The sequence below is a fragment of the Paenibacillus brasilensis genome (genome assembly GCF_009363115.1).
Lineage (GTDB): Bacteria > Bacillota > Bacilli > Paenibacillales > Paenibacillaceae > Paenibacillus > Paenibacillus brasilensis.
The window spans coordinates 527,814-550,319 of sequence record NZ_CP045298.1; the positions used below are offsets into that span (position 1 = coordinate 527,814).

Below are 22,506 nucleotides of genomic sequence, written 5' to 3' on the forward strand. Positions count from 1 at the left end.
CCCCTTTGTATCTAATCTGTCGAATTTAACCAGCCTGCAATGAAATTCTACCCTCCTGAAACCGGTGGAATGATCGCAATCTCATCATGTATGCTTACTACATCCTCCGGAGCGGCGTAGGCTTGATTTCTGGCAACAAAAGAGCTTTGCAACTGGGCGGCAGCCTCAGGGAAACGCTCAGACAACAAGCTTTTTAACGCGGTAATGGTCATCGTTTCCTGATCAGTAGGCACCGTAATCATCGGCCCTCCCAGCAGTTCCGCAAGACCTGCAAATACTTGAATATGATATTTCATTTCACATGTTCACCCCTTTTCAGGTACATATTGAGGATTTCCATATTATATTTTAGATTCAACGAGTTCATCAATCCGCCCAGGATGCGTATACACATTCAGCGAATGACTTCTTATAAAACCGACTGTAGTAATCCCCAGATCCTCAGCCAATTCAAGCGCAAGCTCAGTGGGAGCCGACTTGGACAAAACGACTTCACAGCCAATCTTCGCGACCTTCAGCAGGATTTCAGACGAAATGCGTCCACTGAATACAATAATTTTATCGTGTAATACAATATCATTTTTCAAGCAATATCCATAGATTTTATCCAGCGCATTGTGGCGGCCGATATCCATTCTCGATAGAATGATCCCGTTTTTGTCACATAATGCGGCATTATGAACCCCGCCGGTCTCCCGAAACGTTTGTGCCGAACTTTGCATTAAATTCATCAGGCGGAAGCAGTCGTCAAACGACAGCGTCACATGGGTGTCATTCATTCTTTTGGCCACTTTAGCATCATTCACAAAGTAAAAGCCCTGTCTGCTTTTCCCGCAGCAGGAAGTAATATACCGTTTGGAATGAAAGTTTTGATAAAACTCGTTCATCCGACGGGTTTTGATATGAACAAACCCTTCCTTTTCCTGAACCCAAATATCTTCGATATCATCGTACTGTTGAATGACGCCTTCAGAGGCCAAAAAACCTACTGCCATATCTTCCACATACTCCGGTGTACAAACCATGGTGGCAAATTCCTGCTGATTGATTTTGATTGTCACCGGATGCTCCGTCACCACAATGTCCTCAAAACGCTTGATTTGACCGTCGTGATAACGCAGAATCTCGCGTTTTACCTCAGCCGGCTTTTCCATGTGCTCAACTCCCTTGTTTCTGGCAGGCTGGCTCTTCGGTTCACCCGCCGATGTGTGACATTTCAATTTTGGACGACGCTTGCTGCGTATGGGTCAACCGTTCCTCTGAATAGCGGTCGGTACGCCCTCTCCAAATACGCTCAATGTAAGCTCTAATCTCATCATCAGACTGTTCGGAACGCAGCATCGCACGAAGCTCGTACCCTTGAGAGGCAAACAGGCACGTGTACAAGGAGCCTTCGGCAGAAATTCTCGCCCGTGTACATGTGGAGCAGAAGGCGTCCGTAACAGACGAAATAATGCCGATTTCCCCGTCTCTGTCCCGATATCTATAACGCGTCGCCACTTCGCCCGTGTATTGGGGCGGGACGAGCTCCAGCGGCATTTGCTCATGAATGGTATGAAGAATTTGCTGCTTGGAAACGACCTGATCCAATTTCCAGCCATTGGTGTTGCCTACATCCATAAACTCAACAAAACGCAAAATATGCTTTTTCCTTTGAAAATAGTCGGCCATAGGTACAATATCCTGATCATTAAAGCCCTTTTGCACGACCATGTTTATTTTCACCTGCATCCCTGCCTGAGCCGCAGCATCAATACCATCCAGCACGGCCCTTACGCTGCTTTTGCCCCCATTCATTCGGCGGAAGCGGTCATCATTAAGCGAATCCAGACTAACCGTCACTCTCGTCAGTCCAGCCTCTCGAAGTGCCGCAGCATATTTAGGCAAAAATACGCCGTTCGTCGTCATTGCAATATCTTCGACCCCTTCGAGCCCGGTTAACGAATGAATGAGCGAGGATAAGTCCTTTCTCAGCAACGGCTCACCGCCCGTAATGCGCAGCTTCGTAACGCCAAGCGAGACAAAAATACGGGAAAGGCGTGTAATTTCCTCAAAGGTTAATATTTTTTCTTTTGGCAAAAACGGATAGTCGTGCCCAAATATTTCTTCCGGCATACAATACCGACACCGAAAATTACATCGGTCTATAACGGATATTCTCAAGTCCCGTAACGGACGATTCCATTGATCGTCGCTGCGGTTTGCCATTACGTTCACCTCAATCTGTCATCGTTATAGACTTCTACAACGGATGCTTCATTCCAGAAATCTGGGCAACAGCGATCAAGCACCCTCCGCCTATGCAGTGGTGCTTGATATGAGCCTTGATTTCAGCTTAATAGCCAAAAAACCGGCATCGCAAAAACTTCTTCGCCTTTGAAACTCGAAGAATCTGCCAATGCCGGTTAATTTATCTACATCAGGATTTTACGAATCCTCCATCATGTGATATAGAAAAATCAAACTAACAAGCGCTGCGACAAATAAAATATACGCGATTACCCACGTACACTCCATTCACGAATGCTCTGCAATAGATACATTCCTATTGTTAGCAATCCCCGAACGTTTGTCAATGACTTTTGAATTTTTCAAGCGATAATCATCCTCAATTAAAAATTTTAATAATGTACCGTTGAACTATCTTAAATTTTACGCTATAGTTACACCAGATGACATGCAGAAAATGACATATCTAAATGATGAATAGGCTATTGATATACAAACGGTGCGTGCTGCTTGTTATTAATACATACTCCCATGGCGGATTGGCCTCCAGGACTTAGAGCTTGGGTACTACTCCACCATAAACACAAGTGCTTGATCATAAGCACTTGTGTTTATGGTGGAGTTTTTTTATTCCTAATTTTTAAAATTAAAATCTGAAAGGAGCCTGAACCGTGGTTGATAATACAATCAAAATTACATTAAACGGACAGGAACTGAAAGCGAAAAACAGTGCAACAATTCTTGAAATCATTAACGAAAACGACATTGCCCATCCCCAACTGTGTTATGTTCCCGAAGTTGATCCGATCCGCACCTGTGACACCTGTATCGTCGAAGTGGACGGAAAGCTTATGCGTTCCTGCTCGACACTGGCTTCGGATGGAATGAATATTCATTTACATTCAGATCGCGCGAAAGCGGCTCAAACAGAGGCCATGGATCGGTTGCTGGAAAATCATCTCCTCTACTGCACGGTGTGCGATAACAACAACGGCAATTGTACTTTGCATAATACAGCAGAGCTTATGGAAATTGAACATCAAAAATATCCGTATCAACCGAAAGTCGACCCGACAGAAGTAGATATGTCTCATCCTTTCTACCGTTATGACCCCAATCAATGTATTGCATGCGGCCAATGCGTAGAGGTATGCCAAAACCTTCAGGTCAATGAAACACTGTCTCTGGACTGGGAAGCTGAGCGCCCCCGTGTCAAATGGGATGACGGAGTCGCAATTAACGATTCCTCCTGCGTCAGCTGTGGCCAGTGTGTAACGGTCTGCCCATGCAATGCCTTGATGGAGAAATCCATGCTGGGAGAAGCAGGGTTCATGAGTGGCATAAATAAGGATTTATTAAATCCGATGGTGGATTTAATCAAGGAAGTAGAACCGGGCTATAGCGGTATTTTTGCCATTTCCGAAGCAGAAGCAGCCATGCGTGAAACCCGTACGAAAAAAACGAAAACCGTCTGCACATTTTGCGGCGTAGGCTGCAGCTTTAAGGTATGGACCAAGGGTCGCAAAATTTTAAAGGTACAGCCTACCTCAAAAGGACCTGTCAACGGCATCTCGACGTGCGTCAAGGGAAAATTCGGCTGGGATTTTGTGAACAGCGATCAGCGTTTGACCACGCCTTTAATTCGGGAAGGCGACGAATTTGTGGAAGCCACCTGGGAAGAAGCACTGAGTCTGATGGCCAGCAAAATGGGAGCTATCAAGGAATCCTACGGCGGCAAGGCTATCGGCTTTATTTCCTCGTCCAAATTTACCAATGAAGAAAACTATCTGATGCAAAAATTGGCACGTCAGGTCTTCCAAACAAATAATGTCGATAACTGCTCACGATATTGCCAATCTCCTGCGTCATGGGGGCTGCAATATACCGGAGGCATCGGCGGAGACAGCGGTACCATTAAAGACATTGCTCAAGCAGGCTTGGTCATGCTGGTCGGTTGTGCGCCTGGAGAAGGACATCCGGTGCTGGCTACCCGCATCAAACGTGCACATAAGCTGCACGGTCAAAAGCTGATTTCGGTGGATCTGCGCAAGCACGAAATGGCGGAGCGCGCAGATCTGTTCATTCGCCCAAAGCAAGGCACGGATTATGTATGGTTATCTGCTGTAGCCAAATACATCATCGACCAAAACTGGCATGATGCTAAATTTATCGAAGAGCATGTCAACTTCTATCCTGAATATTTAAAATTACTGGAGAACTTCTCACTGGAATTTGCCGAACAGGAAACAGGCATTTCCAAAGAAACGCTGATTCAAGTGGCAACCATGATTCATGAAGCCGACGGCACTGCCATTTGCTGGGGTATGGGCGTAACTCAAAATATCGCAGGCTCTTACACTTCGATTGCGATTGCCAACCTGCTGCTGGTGACTGGCAACTTTATGCGTCCGGGTGCAGGCGCTTATCCACTTCGCGGACATAACAATGTTCAGGGTGCTGCTGACATGGGCACCATGCCGGACATTTTCCCAGGATATCAGCCGGTGACAAACGATGCCATTCGTGCCAAGTTCGAAGCGGCCTACGGCGTACAAATTCCGAATGAACGCGGACTGGACAATATTCAAATGCTGGAGGCCATTGAAACTGGTGAGCTCAAGGCGATGTATATCGCTGGAGAAGAGATGGCATGGGTGGATGCGGACTCCAACCACACCCAGGACATGCTGGCGAATCTGGATTTTCTGGTTGTACAGGATGTATTCCTGAGCAAGACAGCTGAATTCGCTGATGTCATTTTGCCAGCCGTACCTTCACTGGAAAAAGACGGAACCTTCACCAATACCGAACGTCGTGTACAGCGATTGTACGAGGCGCTTCGCCCTGTAGGAGACAGCAAACCGGATTGGTGGATTTTCAGCCAATTTGCCAAGCATATGGGCTTTGATTGGGATTATAGCCATCCGAGTGAAATTTTTGCGGAAATGGCGTCGCTGACCCCATTCTTCTCCCAATGTAATTATGATGTATTGGAAGGCTGGAACAGCTTCCACTGGGGATCACCAGATGGCGGCAATACACCGCTGCTGCATACCAATGGATTTAATTTTCCGGATAAAAAAGCGCGTTTGGGGCTTTTCGAATATGTACCCCCGAAACAGTACCCGACTGAATACGATCTGACCTTAAATAACGGTCGACTGCTTGAGCAATTCCATGAAGGAAATATGACAACCAAATCAGCAGGTATCCAGCTCAAGCTACCCAAAGTATTCGTGGAGGTGTCACCCGAATTGGCTGAGGAGCGCGGAGTCAAGAACGGATCGCTCGTTCGATTGGAATCGCCATATGGCGCGGTCAAGCTGCGTGTTCTGGTCACGGATCGGGTACAGGGAACTGAAATTTATGTACCTATGCACTCCACCAGTCATGATGGAGCTGTAAATCTGCTAACCGGCGGAGCATTCGACGTGATTACCCGCACACCTGCCTATAAACAAGCCAAGGTTCGGATGGAAATTTTGGAGGCAGACGGTCAAAATCCGCTACCGCGTATCAATCCACGTTACAAAAAACGGCATCCGCAAGATGGGGTTGAAGTGGACCGTAAGTGGAATCGTCCCGGTTACGTCGATTTGGTGGATCAAAAAGAAGGAGGTCGGAGCCATGGCTAAGCCTATTTCAATTGTGAGAAAACGTGTTTTGACAGCAGAAGAACGACAAAAGCAATCGCTGGATCAGCTTACTGCTGATTTGGCGGATAATGAAGCCGCATTGCAGAAGACGCTTGAAATTGTACGTGAGCTGCACGACAGCGGTCTGCTTGAAGCAGCACAGTCTATGCTGAAAGCCAAAGAAAGCATCGCCAAAATCGCTGTGGGACAAGCAACACGCAAACCTGTAACCAATATCATCAACAATCTGATGGGCACAGCCGGAATGCTGTCGGAGATAGACCCCGAGCTGATGAACAAGCTGACAAGCAGCGTGACTTCAGGCTTGAACGAAGCCGAAGAGCATCTACAGCAGAACAAAAAGACTCGGCTGCGCGATCTTATGAAGGCACTAAATGATCCGGATGTAAACCGGGCGATGGGCTTTGGCATTCATTTTCTTAAAGGAATGGGAAAAGGATTATTCAATAAATAGCTAATATCGCATGTAGCTGAAGCGACCAGAGAATTAATGGCTGGAGAGTTATTGACAGGGAACATCTTAGTATAAGGTATAAAGAGCTGGCTCCGAATACGGGGTCAGCTCTTTTATTTATTTTTTGTCCACCTGCAACAGCGTCACCGTTTTCAGAGAAACAGCTTCCTTTATTTGCTCCTCGGCGATGACCTTCAGTTTAAGCAAGCTGGCAAGCTTCGCAGTATCCGGCTTGGAAAACAAGCGCCATAGCTGTGGATCAGGCAGTGCATCATACAGCTTGGTGTGATCATATTCCTTACGATGCTGCTGCACAACCTTGACCCGGTAGCTGCCAATTTCCCAATCTGCCATTCCTTGTTGGGCGCAATGATTTGTAATGTCATTACGCAGATCACTCAGCTCGCCTTCAATTTCTTTTTGCTTCTGCTTTAACTGATAGTAGCGACGTACCTTGTTTTCCAAATCCATCACGCTCCTCTGCTTACATATGTATGTTTGCAGGAGCGTTTTAGGACAAGTTTTGTGATGCAAGGAAATGTAGTCTATCCGCAAAAGCATTTCCCGGGTAATGGAAACTTTATTTAGGTACGTTCGCACCCGGATTTACAGGCCCTGAGCCTTGGGATTCGCCCTTGCGCTTCATATAATTAGCCCAATAAGCCGTCAGAATAGGCACCAAAATGGAAGTCACAATCACCGAAGCCGCAACTAATGCCGTTGCTGATTGCGCCACAGGCAGAAACTCAGGCTTGATGTTGGCGACAATAACCGGGTTAGCTACCGCTGCACCTGCCGTACTGGAGGCTGCAATTCCTGCTGTACCATTGCCGCCGCCGATATATTTATCCGCCAGAATCAGTGGAATACCTGTAATAATAATGACAAAGATACCCAACAAAATACCAAGCACGCCTGTTTGGACAATGACACTCAGGTCAATGGAGCAGCCAAGTGCAACGCCGAAAAATGGAATAAGGGCCTGCGTTGCGTTACCAAAATATTTGCGAAAATCGTGATCCAGATTACCTAATGCAAATCCGACCAAAAATGGTAATACCGCGCCGACAAATGTCTGCGGCTCAAAAACAGCCAAGCCGGTACTGCCCAAAATCAGCATCGTCACCAACGGACCCGATTCCAGAGACATCAGCACGAATGCTCCTGCCTCTTCCTTGGAGCCATATTGCTGCATAATCGAGGCGTACAGCCCGCCGTTCGTCATATCCATGGCGGAAATTAGCGCCAGCACGGACAAACCAGCAAACAGCCCGCTTTCCACACCACCCACAGGCAGCAGTCTGGACGCAATGATCGCCACCATTTTAGTCAATACGAGCGTGCCTGATTTACGCAATACCGTACCCGTTGCCCGCACATCAATGGAAGCACCCATACAAAAAAACCACACGGCCAAAATCGGTACTGTCCCCGTCATCACCCCCTTGGTAAAAGATCCAAAGTAGTCTCCTGCCCATGGAGTGAACGTATGAAATAGTGCGCCGATAAACAGCGACACCAGCATTATGCCCCCTGGAATTTTATTAATATTTTGTTTAATTTTCATAACTTCGTTCAGCCCTTTCGTTTTTGCCAATGCAAAAACAAGACCGGTTTACTTGCGGCTCAAGCCGAGATCGGGAATCAGTTTTGCGAAGGTATCATGGCTCTCCTTCAGCTGCCGTGCGAATGCCTCTGCATCCTTGACATGCAATCCTAATCCATGCTTACGCATTTCCTCCCTGAACTCCTCGTCCTTCGTGCCCTTGATCAGTGCATCTGCTAGCGTTCCGGCAATTTCATCCGGTGTATCCTTGGGTACAGCCAGCCCCCTCCAAGTGCCAATAAAATGTACACGCAGCCCAGTGGCCTGCTGTAGGGTCGGCACATTTGGAAACGCTTCCGAAATGGTGTCTGCCTGGATCGCCAGTATGCGAAGCTTCCCTTGGTCCACATATGTTTTCACTTCTGCGGGACTAACGGGTACAGCATCCACGAAGCCGCTCATCAAAGCAGAAACAGCTGGACCCGCTCCTTCATAAGGGATGTGAGTGAAGCGGACTTCGCTTTTCTGCTCCAGCATGGCGGCAGCGAGGTGCCAGATGCTCCCTGTGCCTGCATTGCCCATTTTCAGCTTACCGGGATGGGCCCCTGCATCCTCCAGAAATGCCTCCGCTGTCTTCCATGGCGCATCCGCCCTGACCGTAATAGCAGAAGGGTCCATATTGGTTTGAAGCAGCGGCTTAAAGCGCTCATAGGTGAGCGGCAGCAGCCCCAAATGGGGTAACGTCGTCAGCTCAGCAACCAGATACGTTACGGTGTAGCCATCCGCCTGCGCCTCGGCCCCCTCCATCAGCCCAGCGGAGCCGCCGCCGCCTGTCCGGTTAACGACAATGATCGGCTGACCGAGATGCTTTTCAGCGGCCTTTGCAAGCGCTCTAGCAGTAATATCTGTACCGCCCCCCGCCGCATAAGGAACAACAAGCGTAATGGGCTTCGCAGGAAATGTACTGCTGTGATCCAGCAGGGTACGGTGATCCACATATTCACTGATACTCAAGGCAGAAAGCATAGCTACTCCTGCCGCAACCAACACATATTTTTGCAATGACTTTTTCCTCATTACGTGCCCTCTTTTCCAAAAAATAGACCGGGCCCAACATAGACCCGCTTTCACCCCCCAACGTTTTCGGCATGTTTTTCGCTTACATAAAGCCAATGTACCGCAACGTGGAGGGCCACAGCTATCGCTTAATCTTCGTATTTATCTTCTAAAACACCAGCATATTGACCTTTTGGTCGATCTGCATATTCATTGGAACATTTGCTGATTTCCCGAAATTTTCCCGGGGTCACCTGTTTATGCTTGCAGAATACACGAATAAAGCTGTTCTCATTCCGATACCCGACCTGATCTGCAATTTCACTAATTTTCAGCTGGGTTTCGCACAGTAATGTACATGCTTTTTTCATACGTAGTCCAGTCAAATAGTCGTAAACGGTGCTCCCCGTCTCTTCCTTGAACATGCTGCTTACCGAAGACACGCTCATGCGAACGTGATCCGCAATCTCCTGAAGCCCTATGTTTACATGCAGGTGATGCTACATATAATCAATCATCTCTTGCACACGTACAAAATCCTTGGATCGTCTGCGACCATTCCATTTTTCTTCCATATCCGTCAGAATGTTGACCAGCAATGCCTCAATGTCTTGAAGATCCTGCGTCAGAATCTGATTCCAATGGTAATCGGCAAGCTTGTCCGGCGGTGTCACACTTTGGGCCGCACACCATTTTAGTAAATCTTCCAGCAATTCATGGACAGACAGGTAAACTTGGACTGGGTCTATCCTGTGAAGACGAAGTTCTTCTACCCATTGGCCCATCAACTTGGCACTTGCACCCGGTGCCTGTGACTCCAGAGCACGAATCATTTCAATACGCCGATCGTCCAGCATCGTTGAATCCTGAGCCTGCTTCTTGGGCAGCACATCCGCTGTGTTATCCTTTTCTACGCATATGTTGCAATCCATATTTGGATATGAACGTCCATATCCCTCATACAAACGCAAGTTAAGGGCCTCTTTTCCTTTTATAAAGGACTCCCGCGCCTCTTGAATGTTTCTGACTACATGACCAACTCCTATAGAAATTGTCAAAGGAAGATGCTCACCGACAACCTGAATTAGCCTAGCTACACTTTTGTAAAGCACAATGCCCTCTTGGACAGCAGCCTCCGTACCAGCTTCGTATGCCCTCTCGCTGAATTGTAGCAGCACAACAAAGCCACTCTCCTCATCCGGGGCGCTTACCGCTTTCCAGTAAGGCTCCAGCGTCTCCAGCAAGATATTGTTCAGCGCATACTTAAGCAGCATTTTATCCTCTTCTGGAAAACTTGCGGCCCACGTGGAATAGCGGTCGATCGACACGACCATGACAACCAAGAAATTGCCGTCCCAATCGGAAAAATACTGATCCCATTTCATACGTATTTCCTGTATACCCATTCTTCGCTGGAGAACATCTTCAATATATTTGGAACGCAGCTCTGGCAGGCTTCGCTCTACCACCAGTGATTTGCGGTGGAACTCTACAACCAGCTTGCTAATCACAGGTTCCAGGTCGTACAACCCTCCTTGGCGCGTTCCTTTATGGCCCGAATTTAGCAGGCTATTAATCTTTTTCATGAGGCGAAAAGCCGTATAATTGTAATAATAGACCGCTGAGCACCCAGCCAGTATAGAGATAAAGGCCAGCCACAGCATCATATTGCGAGCCAGCTTTACATTTTTTAGCAGCTTGTCCATAGGAACGAGTGATACCAAGCGCCAGCCCGTTACATCAGAAAAGGTCTGGTTCGCCATATATTCCATGCTCCCTATCTCTACATAAGCATATGGACTCACATCCAGTTCTTTCAAAACCCTCTCCATTTCCTTTAAGGGTACAGACGATCTCAGCTTGGGATAGATCAGTTCCCCTTCCAGGTCATACACGTATTGCGAGTTCGATAAATGAATATAAAGTTTAGAGAAAAAACGGTCGTAATCCAGATTGATCAGTACCGCACCGATCACCTGTCCATCCTCTACTATGGGCCTGGCGAGCGAAAGCAGCTCTACGGTTCCATGCTGGGGGTCGGTGCCATACCACCTCCGCTTAATCAGCAACGGTTTTCTGTGAATGTCCTGAATCCAGGGGACCCAAGTGGTATCTGGTGCCTGTTTCCAATCAGGCAAGAAGCCGTAACTGCTGGATACGAGAGCATGATTCTCCAATGAGATCACCTCAACTGAATCAATCTCTTCGTGTGAAGAAAGGGCTTTCAAGTATTTGCGAAGCCGTTTGATAATGGAGGCATGATTGGATAACGATTTTCCATCTGCCTGGACACGAGCGAAAGCCTCCACATCAGGATGATAAGCCGCATCAAGTGCCATGTTACCCGTAACTTCATCCTTCTGGGCTTCCTTCTTGTCTTGCTCAGGATATAGATGTAATAACAAGCTCTAATTAAATCTATTTGACACCAGATAGGGAATTCCCTGCTTCTGTAAAATGGAACTTCAGAGAAGCCACTCCTTAAAATCAAAAAAAGAAGAAGTCCTCCTTGGCAAGGGTAGACTTCTTCTTATCAACTGCCTATATTCATTGTTTAACAAAAACTTAGACAATCCCCCACTGATCAGCTCGTCTTCTCCACCTGGAAACGATCCAGCTCGCGCTGCATCTCCTCACGAATCTGACGAAGCTCTTTCACCTTCTCAGCCGACTCCTCAAAGGAGCGCTTCTGTTCCACCGTGGATGCCGTAATTTCTTCACTTCCTGCGGCAGACTGCTGAGTGATAGCACTCATATTTTCAATAGCTTGCTGTACCTGTACGCTTAGTTCTCGCGAAACATTCATATCTGTCGATAGCTTTCTGACTTGGCCAGCAATTTGCTGCACTTTGCCGCTAATCTCTGTGAATGATTCTCCGGTAGAGGAGGCTGCCTTCTCCTGCTCACGGAACAGCTCCTGACTTTGCGCCACAGAAGTCTTCACCTTATTCATGGCCTGCATAATACGCTCAACAGCGGTATAAATTTGCTTGACAGCGGACTCCGATTGGTTTGCCAGCTTTTTCACCTCATTGGCTACGACGGCAAAGCCTCTTCCCGCTTCACCTGCACGCGCGGCCTCAATGGAAGCATTCAAGGACAGCAGCGACGTCTGGCTGGCAATTTCAGATACGTAGCCGGTCATGGTTGTAATCTCGGCTGCATTGGCCTCCAACTCCTTGACCGTTTGTTCCACCTCAGCCATCGCTGAACGATTTTCCACAACGATGCGCAGTTGATCGTTCATGACCTGCGTACCCTGCTCAATGGCACGCAACGCATCTTCACTATACGTAGTCGACTGCGTCGTCTCCAGCAGATTGACCTCGAATTTCTGCTGCATCTCGTCCACAACGCCAACCGTCGTCGACAGATCCTCGGCAATTTTCTGGCTGCCTATCGCCATCTCCTCTGTTGACGTGCTGACTTGGGTCACAATTTCCTTCATCGCTTCATTATGCTGGTCAATATCCCGAGCCATTAGATCGACACGATTACCCGCCTGGTCAATGGAAAGGACGATGTTACGCAAGTTGCCGATCATGATCCGGAACGATTCGTTCAGCTCATCCAGTTCATCGTGTCCCTTCGTTTGAGCGAGCTGCACGGTCAGATTCCCCTCGGCAATTTGCTTCGCAGCATCCGTTAACCTGCGGGTTCTAAGAGCAAGCTGCTTGGAGGTATATGTATTATATAGCCCGACCGCCACCATAAGAAGAACTGCACCTGCCAAGGCTAATTGCCAGGTAAAACGTATGCTCTTGGTCAAGTCCTCTGTATATTCGTCATATCGTGCCTTAGTCAGCAGGTCCAGCATAAATACATCGTTTTGAATCCCTTGTACACGCATGGCCTCCCGCTTGGACTCTGGGCTGTTTTGAGTACTCATTGCTTTTTCCGTTGCTGCCTTCAGCTCGCTGAATTTGGTTTTAATCGTATTCAAACGCTTTTGCTGCGCTTCGGTCTGCATCATGTCCTGTGAAAGCACCGCAATCGTTTTTTCAGACTGAGTCAGCTGGTTTAGCACGTCGGCTTTATTACTTTCAGACATGGTTGAAGAATAATTTTGTAAAGCCTGCCCCGACTGAATCAAATAAGCATTAAGCTGCTGTACATTCAACATAGCCGGAACAAGATTACTACTTTGTGAGTTAATACGGATTAATTCGAAAATAATATATGCCACTAAAGCTAGGCAAGCAATCAGAGAAACCATCGCGTTCAACACCAGTTTACCTTGCAGTTTCATCAGCATTCATCCTCCGTTTGCAAAAATTATTGGGTAGGTACAGTAAGTGTGCCGGACTTGATTTTTTCCCTCAAATCCTCCAACAACTTTTGCTGGTCCGGATTCAGTGTCACGATACGAATGGGCGCCAAACCTATGCCTTCTTCCGCAAGACCGAACACCATATTCTTGTCCGTAAATTTTCTTTGATGATCTGCAAAGCTTTTAACTGTCTTATATATCGCAACGTCCACATTTTTTATCATTGAGGTAACTACCGCCTTTTCCGCAATAAAAAACTGATCGCTGTCGACCCCGATAGCAAATTTTTGCTGTTTTTGTGCCTCCTGAAGCGCACCTACACCTGTAAGCCCTGCTGCTGTATAAATAATATCAATCCGATCCTGATCAATCATATTACGTGCAATCTCCGTGCCCAGCTCTGGCTTCCCGAAATCTCCTGCATATGTAGCAGTGACATTGGCATCAGGCTTCACCGACTGGACCCCGGCGCGATATCCAGCCTCAAACTTTTTCAGCAACGGAGACTCCACGCCTCCGATAAAGCCTACCTGTTCCGTGCGACTCGTCAAACCTGCAACGACTCCGCCCATAAAGCTGCCTTCTTCTTCTTTAAAGGTGATGGAGGCCACATTCGGTAAATCCGATTTTTCATCCACGATTAAAAATTTACGGTCTGGATATTTTTTGGCTGCGGTCTCCAGACTGTCTTTCACCATGTAACCCAATCCAATGATCAAATCAGCTTTTTCTTGTGCAAGCTGTTCAAAAGCAGCATCATACGTCTTGGTCTCAGATATTTCCCGGTATTCAAAAACGATTTTCCCTTCATCCCGAGCCTTGATCAAGCCTCGAAAAGCAGCATCACTGTAAGATTGGTCGCCCAGACCAATGTCTGACAGTACGATCCCTACCTTAATAGGCTGGGCCTTGGTTTGTGCTGCCGATTGCCCACATGCACCCAGCAGGAATGCAAAAATGATGACCATGGGAATCCACCTAAAAGTTAATAATACAGCTCGCTTCTTCATGACAATCACCTCAGCATAATTTGGAAATCCCCAACAATTTTATATCGGTTGTAATAGCATATTTTTTCATGATAATTTCTGTAAATTCAGTTCTTTTATTTTATTAATGTGAAAATAAAAGAACTGATCACCAGGCTTGAACAACGTCGCCTAACAATCAGTTCCCAAATCTATTTGGTTTTACTCCATTTGGAGGCAATCACTTCAGTTTTACTTTCTATTAGATCCATGACGTCCTCGCGGCGTTTCGTCTTGAACAAATCAATCATGTCCACCAAATCGTTGCGATCTAATAATTTGACTCCGTTCACAGCAGCAAGTGTTTTACAGGAATCCGTATAACGCCCGGAGGTAATCACGACAGACTTGTCTGCCGCATAATAACGCATGGAGGTGTAAATTTCCTGCACCGCGCCTAATCCTACCGGATGTTGTATGCCATAGCGCTTGGCCTGGATTACCACTCTGGCGCCTTCACGGTCTGTAAAAACCAAATCCGCTCCAAAATCCCGGCTGCCAGTTGTTTTATAGATGTCCTTATAACCAAGGGCCGATAGTAGCCGCTGCAAATAAAGCTCAAATTCCGAGCCGTCCTCCATACGATCAATGTCCTGAATTCCGATTTTACGTGGGTCCAGATCGCGTAAAATCCGATTCCGGCGCCCCCGTATGACTCCCCTAATGATAAGTGCAAGCAATACGAGGACTACAATGAGTCCTATCCCTAATTCCCTATATGCGGATAATTGCTCCAGCAACATTCCTCTTCCCCTTTTCTACAATAAAACATGCAGCCGCATAATCCCTAACTGCTAAGTCCTTGGTGTTACGCCTGGTTCACATGTTAGCATCATAAAAGCCCCGCCAGATTCGACGGGGCCTATCTTCCTCTTGCCTCAAAGCTGTCTAAACTCTATCTCCGCAAAATTATTCACGCTTCAGTAAAGACTCTCCAGCGATCCCGGGCTGAGTCATTTGATATGGGTCCAAAATAATGTCCAGTTCTTCCTCGGTCAGAACATTATACAGCAAACATAGTTCACGTACCGATTTTCCTGTCGTAATTGCCTCACGTGCGATACGGGATACAACCTCATATCCAAGATGAGGATTAAGTGCTGTAATAATACCTACGCTGTTCTCCACATATTCACGGCAACGTTCTACATTGGCTTCAATTCCATCCACACAATGAACGCGGAAGACGTTGAAGCCCTGCTTCATAATTTCCAGCGATTGCAGCAGGTTATAGACAAGCACAGGCTCCATTACATTCAGCTCCAGCTGCCCTGCCTCAGAAGCCAAACAAATGGTATGGTCATTTCCAATGACCTGAAAAGCAATTTGGTTAATGACCTCACACATCACCGGATTGACCTTGCCTGGCATAATAGATGAACCCGGCTGACGAGCGGGCAGGCTCAGCTCTCCGAGACCAGCACGCGGCCCAGAGGCCATCAGGCGAATGTCATTTGCCACCTTGGACATGTTCATCATACAAATTTTCAACGCAGCAGATACTTCGGTGTAGGCATCCGTATTTTGTGTTGCATCCACGAGATTCTCGTCAGCTGCCAGAGGGAAACCGCTGATCTCTGCCAGCACCTCAGCAACACGCTGAATATAACGGCGGTCTGCGTTCAAACCAGTACCGACCGCAGTCGCCCCCATATTAATCGTCAGCAGATGCTGCTTGGTCGCACGGACGCGTCCGATATCACGGCCCAGCACGCGCGCATAGGCTTGAAACTCCTGTCCCAGGCGAATCGGCACCGCATCCTGCAAGTGGGTTCGACCCATTTTAATCACACTGTCAAATTCCTTCGCCTTACGGGAAAACGCTTCTTGAAGCTCACTCATGGTGACTAGCAACTTGTCAATCATACTTAATACAGCCAAATGAACTGCCGTAGGAAAAGCATCGTTCGTCGATTGCGCCATGTTGACATGGTTATTCGGACTGATCTCCAGATACTCTCCACGCTGCTTGCCAATAAGCTCCAGCGCCCGGTTTGCAATCACTTCATTTGCATTCATATTAATAGACGTACCTGCGCCGCCCTGAATCGGATCGACGATGAAATGGTCATGCAACTGCCCTTGAATAATCTCGTCAGCTGCCTGGATGATGGCCTCAGCTTTGGAGCGATGCAAGCGGGTCAATTCCATATTTACCGTTGCTGCTCCCTTTTTGACGATCGCCATGGCCTTAATTAACTCAGGATGCAACCGTTGGCTTGTAATTGGAAAATTTTCTTTTGCCCTCAGCGTTTGTACACCATAATAAGCGTCTGACGGCACTTCCTTAGTACCTAAAAAATCATGCTCCAGCCTCATATTCTTCGATTCCTCCGCTGTGTGTGCTACGATCTTCAATCCAGACCAGCCAAATTGACATAAAGAGACCTTGGGATAGTCCCTCACTTCATTATACGTTCCCATTCCCGTGCTTTTCCAGTCGAATAAACGCGGAAAAAGATTAGACAATCCTATGACAAGTTATGATTACCTGTATATCCCATGATTATTCGGCAAATACTCAGCAATGACCGGGAGGCTATTCAGTGGCTTATAATAATAGCGAGTGGCATGCAGCTGACCATCAGCCGACCTGGCATAACCCGGAATCACGCCCGCTTCTATAAAACCGATAGACTCATATAGTCGATTGGAAGGATCACCTACCCGCGTATCCAGCACCAGTAACGTTCTATCCTGACGCAGTGCCTCTTCTTCCGCCGCTTTCATTAACTGTCGCCCAAGCCCAAGCCTGCGCCCGGACGGATGCACCATAAGCTTTGCAATTTCCGCACGATGAATACCGTTGGCTTTCTGAGCCAAGTGAAGCTGAACCGTGCCAACAGGTACTCCGTCCTTCTCGGCAATCCATAGAACCACACCATCCTCAAGCACGCTATTCCAATAAGCAGCTGCTTCCGTATAGGGCAGTGGCGGCAAAAAGCCTATAGAGGCACCATCTGCTACCACGTCAATTAACAAGCGAGCCAGTGTATCTGTCAGTTCTTCGTTCAGAGCTTGAATAGGACGAACTATTATTTGTTTGGACACTATGATTCCCCCATATGGAGTCGATGGCATATAAAAAAGAAAGTAAACCATCCTCTTTACGATAGCTTACTTTTTTTCCATGGTTTTTCTTTTACTTCATTATTACTTTCGCTACTGTTTTGTTTACTGCTCTGCCATATAAAAGAGCTCCCACAGATGACCATCTAAGTCCTGAAAGCTCCATCCGTACATAAATCCGTGATCTTGAGGTTCGTTCGAAGGCTTGCCCCCCGCTTCCAAAGCCCTGTGAACAATCTCATCCACCTTTGCACGACTCTCCACCGCTAAAGCAATAATCGCTTCCGTGCTTTGGGTTGCATCTGAGATTTCTTTTGTAGTAAAGGCTTTAAAGCGCTCTTCAACCAGCAGCATAACAAAGATATGCTCACTAACCACCATACAGGTTGCATGTTCATCAGTGAACTGAGCGTTAAATTCAAATCCAATTGCAGTAAAAAAATCAATGGAATGCTGCAGATTTTTAACTGGTAAATTCACAAAAATTTGTTTGGCTGTTACTCCCACGACATTTCACCTCTTCATTTATCATAAATTCTATTTTTTAAACATTACCTCTCAACAAAAGATAACTTAACTATCGTATAAAGTCAATCAATCTTACATTTATATCATCTATTGCTGCCACTTCAGCTTATCCAGGGTCCGAGATAATACAGCTGCCGCTTCTGCCCTTGTTGCGGATGCAGTCGGAGCAAGACGGCCTTTTTCGTCTCCCTTCATGATGCCTAATCCAGACAAGGTTTTCACAGCCGGAGCCGACCACGCAGAAATCGTTTGAGTATCGGATAATGGCACGGATATACTTCCTATTGCTGTATCTTCAATATTTCCGGCGAAGCGCAGGGCTCGCTCTACGAACACGTAACAGATAGCGTTCATATCCATTACCCGAGTCTACTACATTACCTGTCAACAACTGTTTGCGCCCATCCTCGCTGCTCAGTTCAGCCGCGATATCTACAGCCTGTAACAGCTTGCGCCCTGCCGGAATAGCCCGCCGATTAGCCAGTTCTTCATTCGGAGCGATGGCAAAGCTCAAGGTCATTTGCTTTACAGGCACCTGCCAGGTGTCAGCCAGCTTTTGAAGAGACAAGCGACCTGTTGCTACTTCATAGCCACCCTGCGGCGTCTCCAATCGAAGGCTGCGAATGTGTTCGTTCAGAATGGCCTCCAAGGCTTCCCCGTTTAGATTAACCTCGTACGCCTTGGCATCCGCTTGCTCTCCTGCACGGATTACAAGTGCCCCCTTCGCTCCGTTTTGATTTGCGTTGTGTATGTCAGCAGCCACTACTTGAGCGACTGCCTTTTTCTGTGCATTTTGCTCGGCTCCGCTCACTACAGTCTTGACGTGCACCACATTTGAATCTGAAACGCCGCTTCCCTTCTGGTCGCTAATGGCAGTCTGACTCTGTCCATTCAGGGTTCCATTCGCACTACCGCTACTGCTGTTACCAGTATTGGGGTTATTCCTGTTCTCCTGCTGTTCCTCGTCATGATCGTCATTGCGGCCGCCACCACCATCTTTTGATGGTTGGTCCGTTTGGCGTGGCAACTCGATTTGTGCAACCAATGGATCATGATCGCTCACTCGCCCATCCGCCGCACTAAAATCGGCATTGATATGAACGATATCCAGCACGGATGTTTGACTCAAGGACACGCTGACCAGCATGTGATCCAGTGTCTGTGAATTGCCTTCCTAAATATAGGAATATCGTTCTTTTTCATCCAGCTTGTCTATCAGGTTAGTCAGTTCCTGTCCTCGCAGTAAAGACAATGTTTCCGAGAATTGGAAATCATTCAAATCCCCAAGCATTACAACATTAGCCTTAGGGTTTACTTGCAATATCGACTTCACAAAGCCGTTTACAATCGCTGCAATCTTTGCCCGCTGGATTTCGCTGCTTCGCACAGGCGGCTGAGCCCCTCCGAATGGTGCCTGATCGCCCCCTTTGGAGTTAAAATGGTTAGCGACCACGATCACCTGCTGGCCTGCAAACTCAAATTCAGCAGCCAGCGGCTTCCGAGAATCATCAAATGATGCATTCAGCGGATCAATCCGACCCGGATTGAGAGAAAGCCCCTGTGCACCGTAGGTGACAGACGTGACTGAATCTCCCTTAGGCTTATCCGTCAGCGTGATACGCTGCGGGTTATAGAGAAAGCCGACGCGGATATTGCCGCCGGGAGCGCCGCCATCCTTATTATTTTCAGGGGCAATATCCGTAAAGGCGTATTCTGGTCCTCCATGAGCACGAATCGACTCTATAAGCACGCGGAAGCTTTCAGAAGCGTCTGTCGTGCCATCATCCTTCTCACCGTTATTGTCCTGAACTTCCAGCAGCCCTATGATATCTGGATGATTCAAATTCACGGCGATAGCCTGCCCAAGCTGATCAATCCGTTGTCCATCACCGGGATCGAAGTTTTCCACATTGAACGAAGCGACTGTCAGCTTGCGATCATCCTGCATCAGACGTGTGCTTGCTGGCTGGAGGCCAGCCGGTACAATATCCGGCAGACGCTCTGGTAACAATTTGTAATTGCTGAAGCTATAGCTCACAATTCCCGTGATTGGGCCAACAAAACGATCGCCTGTTTTCAACGGAGTCGAAGGCTTTGCATCAATCAGAATTCGTTGTGGATTCTGACTTCTTTCGGTCAGCATGAGTCCGCCAGTCTCCGTCACTACCTCACCAGTGTTCGGACCGTTATCAATTCGGACTGGAATTTCATAGCCGTAAGGGCCAATCACAGTAGCATCGTTCAACTCGACACGCATGGCTTCCAAACTTTCGAAAAAATCCAAGCCATCCTCCTGCGGATCAAACAACGTCATTCCGTCATTATCCACAACAGATGTCGGCATGCATGTCCCTGTTGTCCAAGCAAGATTGGAGCTGGCAGTGAACGGTCCTTGGCAGTAACCGTAACCGAAGAGGCCACTATTTCCGTAGTCGTTAGGTCAATTGGTTTACTGGCGTAGGTTCTTTCTGTGTATTCCTTCACTGAGCCGCTAACCCGTACCTCATCCCCAACCTGTACACCGTTGCCAGGCTTGTACACTAAAATGGCCTCGGCTGTTTTTTCATCCTGATCTATTTGATCATCCGCCGCTTGAATATAGAAGCTGCTTCCCTTCACCATCGTAACAATCCCTTCAACATCCGTTACCTTTTGTCCCTCATAAGGTGAGCGGTGGGCTGCTCCCTGAATGTCGTGGATACGAAGCTTTTTAGGCAAATAGACATCAGCATATACACTGGTCCCAACAGTTGAGGGTAATATCTGCGCTTCCTTTTCCAGCAAAAGTGCAGGCTCTGCCTCAGCCTTTCCACTAGATAACCATCCCGTTCCTACCGAAAGCACCAGTATTGCACTGAGCCCTGTAAGTCCAAGCCTTTTTAATTTTATGGATAACATTTTTTCTATGTATACTTGTTTCATCAAAAGATGCTCTCCTTCCCTTTTTTTCTGTGATTACGCTTACAATTCATATTTCATCTTTTAAGATACCATAAATTAGTCAATTCAGTACCTTAATTTTGTAAAAATGAATTCTTCTTGCCGTAGCATAATCAGATCATATTATTGTAAACTTGTTTTAATACAGAAAAAGGTGGCACATACGCTATGGAGCATTTACTTAACGAGCAGGTTAAAAACATTCAAATCAGCGGCATCCGCAAAATTGCCAATAAGGTTGCCGCATTGCCCGGAACCCTGTCCTTAACGATTGGACAGCCGGATTTCCCTACCCCTGCGCATATTATGGAGGCCGCCCATCGGGCGATTAACGAAGGACGCACCTCCTATACGCCTAATCCCGGACTACCCGAACTAAGGGAAGCTGCAGCTGCGTTTGTAGCCCGTAAATACGGGCTGAATTACCGTGGACAGGATGAGGTTATCGTAACCAACGGAGCCAGTGAAGCGCTGGATATTACCCTGCGCACCCTTTTGTCACCTGGCGATGAAGTCATTTTGCCTGTGCCCATTTACCCTGGTTACGAGCCATTGATCCGTTTGTCAGGCGGCGTTCCAGTGTTTGCCGATACCCGCAGCAGCGGCTTCAAGCTCACCGCCGAGGTGCTGGAGCCTTATTTGACCGAGCGGACGAAAGCAGTCATCCTTGGCTATCCTTCGAATCCGACCGGGCGAGTGATGAGCCGTGAAGAACTTGAAGAGGTCGCCAATTTGCTGAAGGAACGCGATCTATTTATCATTTCGGATGAAATATACAGCGAACTGATTTACGATACACCACATGTATCCATTGCAGTTCTTCCAGATATGCGGGAACGCACCATCGTCATCAACGGTCTGTCCAAATCACACTCCATGACGGGCTGGCGTATTGGTTTTACGCTTGCACCCGCTGAGATTACACAGCATATGGTTAAAGTTCATCAGTACAACGTGACCTGTGCCAGCTCGATCAGCCAGTATGCTGCGCTGGAAGCCCTGACCGCAGGTGCCGATGATGCACTCCCGATGCGTGAGGAATATCGCAAACGCCGTGACTATGTACACGGAAGACTGACCGACATGGGAATCCCGCTGGAGAAACCCGAGGGAGCCTTTTACCTTTTCCCTTCCATCGCCCATTTTGGCTTAAGCTCGATGGATTTTACCTTGAAGCTGCTGGAAGAGCATGGAGTGGCCGTCGTGCCAGGAGATGCCTTTTCTTCCTATGGCGAGGGATACATCCGTTTGTCCTACGCTTACGGACAGGACGTACTTGAGCAGGGGCTGGATAAAATAGAGAGGTTTGTTAGAGGAATTGTGAGGAGTTAAGGTGGGAGGAGGCGCTTCGCGGTCCATTTGATCTTCCGATCGCTGTTGCAGGAGGATTCTTCGATTGTATAACACATTTATAGGTGAGAATCCCCCTCCAAAGGCGAACGCTCCGCTTCTTCAGATTCAAATGGCCCGCTTCGCTCGCTGCCGCCTTAAAGTCCCACAAGTTGTCTAACGTGTGTGGAGCAGCTAGGGTTAAAAACAATACTCACCTTTGCGCGGTGAGTAAAAATAAAACAGGCTCTTGAATCTCCTCCTACCGGGAGATTCAAGAGCTTGTTCGTTTTACGACTACTCCCTCACCGTCGGCGTGGGATTTAAGTGCGCATCTTTAAGCACGGCGCAGCGATGGGAAGCACCATCCGCCACTGCAGCGGCCTTTAATCCACAAACCT

19 protein-coding genes and 1 pseudogene are annotated in these 22,506 nt (G+C 47.6%); 3 read left to right on the top strand and 17 right to left on the bottom strand.

Annotated features, from left to right (window positions below):
• Positions 1–47: 47 nt before the first annotated feature.
• Genes GCU48_RS02320 through moaA form a run of 3 tightly spaced genes read right to left on the bottom strand, consistent with a single transcriptional unit; the run spans position 48 to position 2,208 of the window.
• Positions 48–296, bottom strand: a complete 249-nt coding sequence (locus GCU48_RS02320; RefSeq protein ID WP_152378902.1) for a MoaD/ThiS family protein — start codon at positions 294–296, stop codon at positions 48–50.
• 45 nt (positions 297–341) lie between these two features.
• Positions 342–1,154 carry a formate dehydrogenase accessory sulfurtransferase FdhD gene (gene fdhD, locus GCU48_RS02325; RefSeq protein WP_025719557.1) on the bottom strand — a complete coding sequence of 271 codons (813 nt, stop codon included), beginning with the start codon at positions 1,152–1,154 and terminating at the stop codon, positions 342–344.
• 40 nt (positions 1,155–1,194) lie between these two features.
• Positions 1,195–2,208 carry a GTP 3',8-cyclase MoaA gene (gene moaA, locus GCU48_RS02330; protein WP_152378903.1) on the bottom strand — a complete coding sequence of 338 codons (1,014 nt, stop codon included), beginning with the start codon at positions 2,206–2,208 and terminating at the stop codon, positions 1,195–1,197.
• 692 nt (positions 2,209–2,900) lie between these two features.
• On the opposite strand from moaA, the gene fdhF reads away from it, so the two are divergent.
• On the top strand, positions 2,901–5,864 hold the full coding sequence (fdhF, locus tag GCU48_RS02335) for a formate dehydrogenase subunit alpha (protein ID WP_152378904.1): 2,964 nt from the start codon (positions 2,901–2,903) through the stop codon (positions 5,862–5,864).
• Complete coding sequence (locus tag GCU48_RS02340) at positions 5,857–6,339, top strand: helical membrane plugin domain-containing protein (protein ID WP_152378905.1); 483 nt, start codon at positions 5,857–5,859, stop codon at positions 6,337–6,339. Before fdhF ends, GCU48_RS02340 begins: the two co-directional genes overlap by 8 nt.
• 117 nt (positions 6,340–6,456) lie before the next feature.
• Here GCU48_RS02340 and GCU48_RS02345 read toward each other — a convergent pair whose 3' ends face one another.
• From GCU48_RS02345 to GCU48_RS02410, 14 genes and pseudogenes are all read right to left on the bottom strand, one after another.
• A complete protein-coding gene (locus tag GCU48_RS02345; RefSeq protein ID WP_152382080.1) occupies positions 6,457–6,810 on the bottom strand; it encodes a hypothetical protein in 354 nt (117 codons plus the stop codon).
• Between the two features lie 109 nt (positions 6,811–6,919).
• Positions 6,920–7,906, bottom strand: coding sequence for a 2-keto-3-deoxygluconate transporter (gene kdgT, locus GCU48_RS02350; protein ID WP_152378906.1), 987 nt, complete (start codon positions 7,904–7,906; stop codon positions 6,920–6,922).
• Positions 7,907–7,954: 48 nt separating this feature from the next.
• Positions 7,955–8,962 carry a tripartite tricarboxylate transporter substrate binding protein gene (locus GCU48_RS02355; RefSeq protein ID WP_152378907.1) on the bottom strand — a complete coding sequence of 336 codons (1,008 nt, stop codon included), beginning with the start codon at positions 8,960–8,962 and terminating at the stop codon, positions 7,955–7,957.
• Positions 8,963–9,090: 128 nt separating this feature from the next.
• Positions 9,091–11,283, bottom strand: a pseudogene (locus tag GCU48_RS02360) (AraC family transcriptional regulator); the annotation flags it as partial.
• Between the two features lie 242 nt (positions 11,284–11,525).
• On the bottom strand, positions 11,526–13,190 hold the full coding sequence (locus GCU48_RS02365; RefSeq protein ID WP_152378908.1) for a methyl-accepting chemotaxis protein: 1,665 nt from the start codon (positions 13,188–13,190) through the stop codon (positions 11,526–11,528).
• Between the two features lie 26 nt (positions 13,191–13,216).
• Positions 13,217–14,221 (bottom strand): BMP family lipoprotein, encoded by a 1,005-nt coding sequence (locus GCU48_RS02370; protein WP_152378909.1) that lies wholly within the window; start codon positions 14,219–14,221, stop codon positions 13,217–13,219.
• A gap of 170 nt (positions 14,222–14,391) precedes the next feature.
• A complete protein-coding gene (locus tag GCU48_RS02375; RefSeq protein ID WP_152378910.1) occupies positions 14,392–14,982 on the bottom strand; it encodes a restriction endonuclease in 591 nt (196 codons plus the stop codon).
• A 166-nt stretch (positions 14,983–15,148) separates the two neighbouring features.
• On the bottom strand, positions 15,149–16,558 hold the full coding sequence (gene aspA / locus GCU48_RS02380) for an aspartate ammonia-lyase (protein WP_152382081.1): 1,410 nt from the start codon (positions 16,556–16,558) through the stop codon (positions 15,149–15,151).
• A 168-nt stretch (positions 16,559–16,726) separates the two neighbouring features.
• Positions 16,727–17,320 (bottom strand): GNAT family N-acetyltransferase, encoded by a 594-nt coding sequence (locus GCU48_RS02385; protein ID WP_370881030.1) that lies wholly within the window; start codon positions 17,318–17,320, stop codon positions 16,727–16,729.
• A gap of 93 nt (positions 17,321–17,413) precedes the next feature.
• On the bottom strand, positions 17,414–17,815 hold the full coding sequence (locus tag GCU48_RS02390; protein WP_025719576.1) for a VOC family protein: 402 nt from the start codon (positions 17,813–17,815) through the stop codon (positions 17,414–17,416).
• A gap of 108 nt (positions 17,816–17,923) precedes the next feature.
• Positions 17,924–18,106, bottom strand: a complete 183-nt coding sequence (locus GCU48_RS02395) for an S-layer homology domain-containing protein (RefSeq protein WP_167518627.1) — start codon at positions 18,104–18,106, stop codon at positions 17,924–17,926.
• 25 nt (positions 18,107–18,131) lie between these two features.
• A complete protein-coding gene (locus GCU48_RS02400; RefSeq protein WP_152378913.1) occupies positions 18,132–18,965 on the bottom strand; it encodes a hypothetical protein in 834 nt (277 codons plus the stop codon).
• A gap of 45 nt (positions 18,966–19,010) precedes the next feature.
• Entirely contained in the window at positions 19,011–20,180 is a 1,170-nt protein-coding gene (locus GCU48_RS02405; protein ID WP_152378914.1) for an endonuclease/exonuclease/phosphatase family protein, read from the bottom strand.
• Positions 20,147–20,758, bottom strand: a complete 612-nt coding sequence (locus GCU48_RS02410; protein WP_152378915.1) for a single stranded DNA-binding domain-containing protein — start codon at positions 20,756–20,758, stop codon at positions 20,147–20,149. The genes GCU48_RS02405 and GCU48_RS02410 overlap by 34 nt, the downstream gene beginning before the upstream one ends.
• Positions 20,759–20,944: 186 nt before the next feature.
• Here GCU48_RS02410 and GCU48_RS02415 point away from each other — a divergent pair, with 186 nt between their 5' ends.
• Positions 20,945–22,108: an aminotransferase A gene (locus tag GCU48_RS02415; RefSeq protein WP_152378916.1), complete on the top strand. Its 1,164-nt coding sequence runs from the start codon at positions 20,945–20,947 to the stop codon at positions 22,106–22,108.
• The last annotated feature ends 398 nt before the right edge of the window (positions 22,109–22,506 follow it).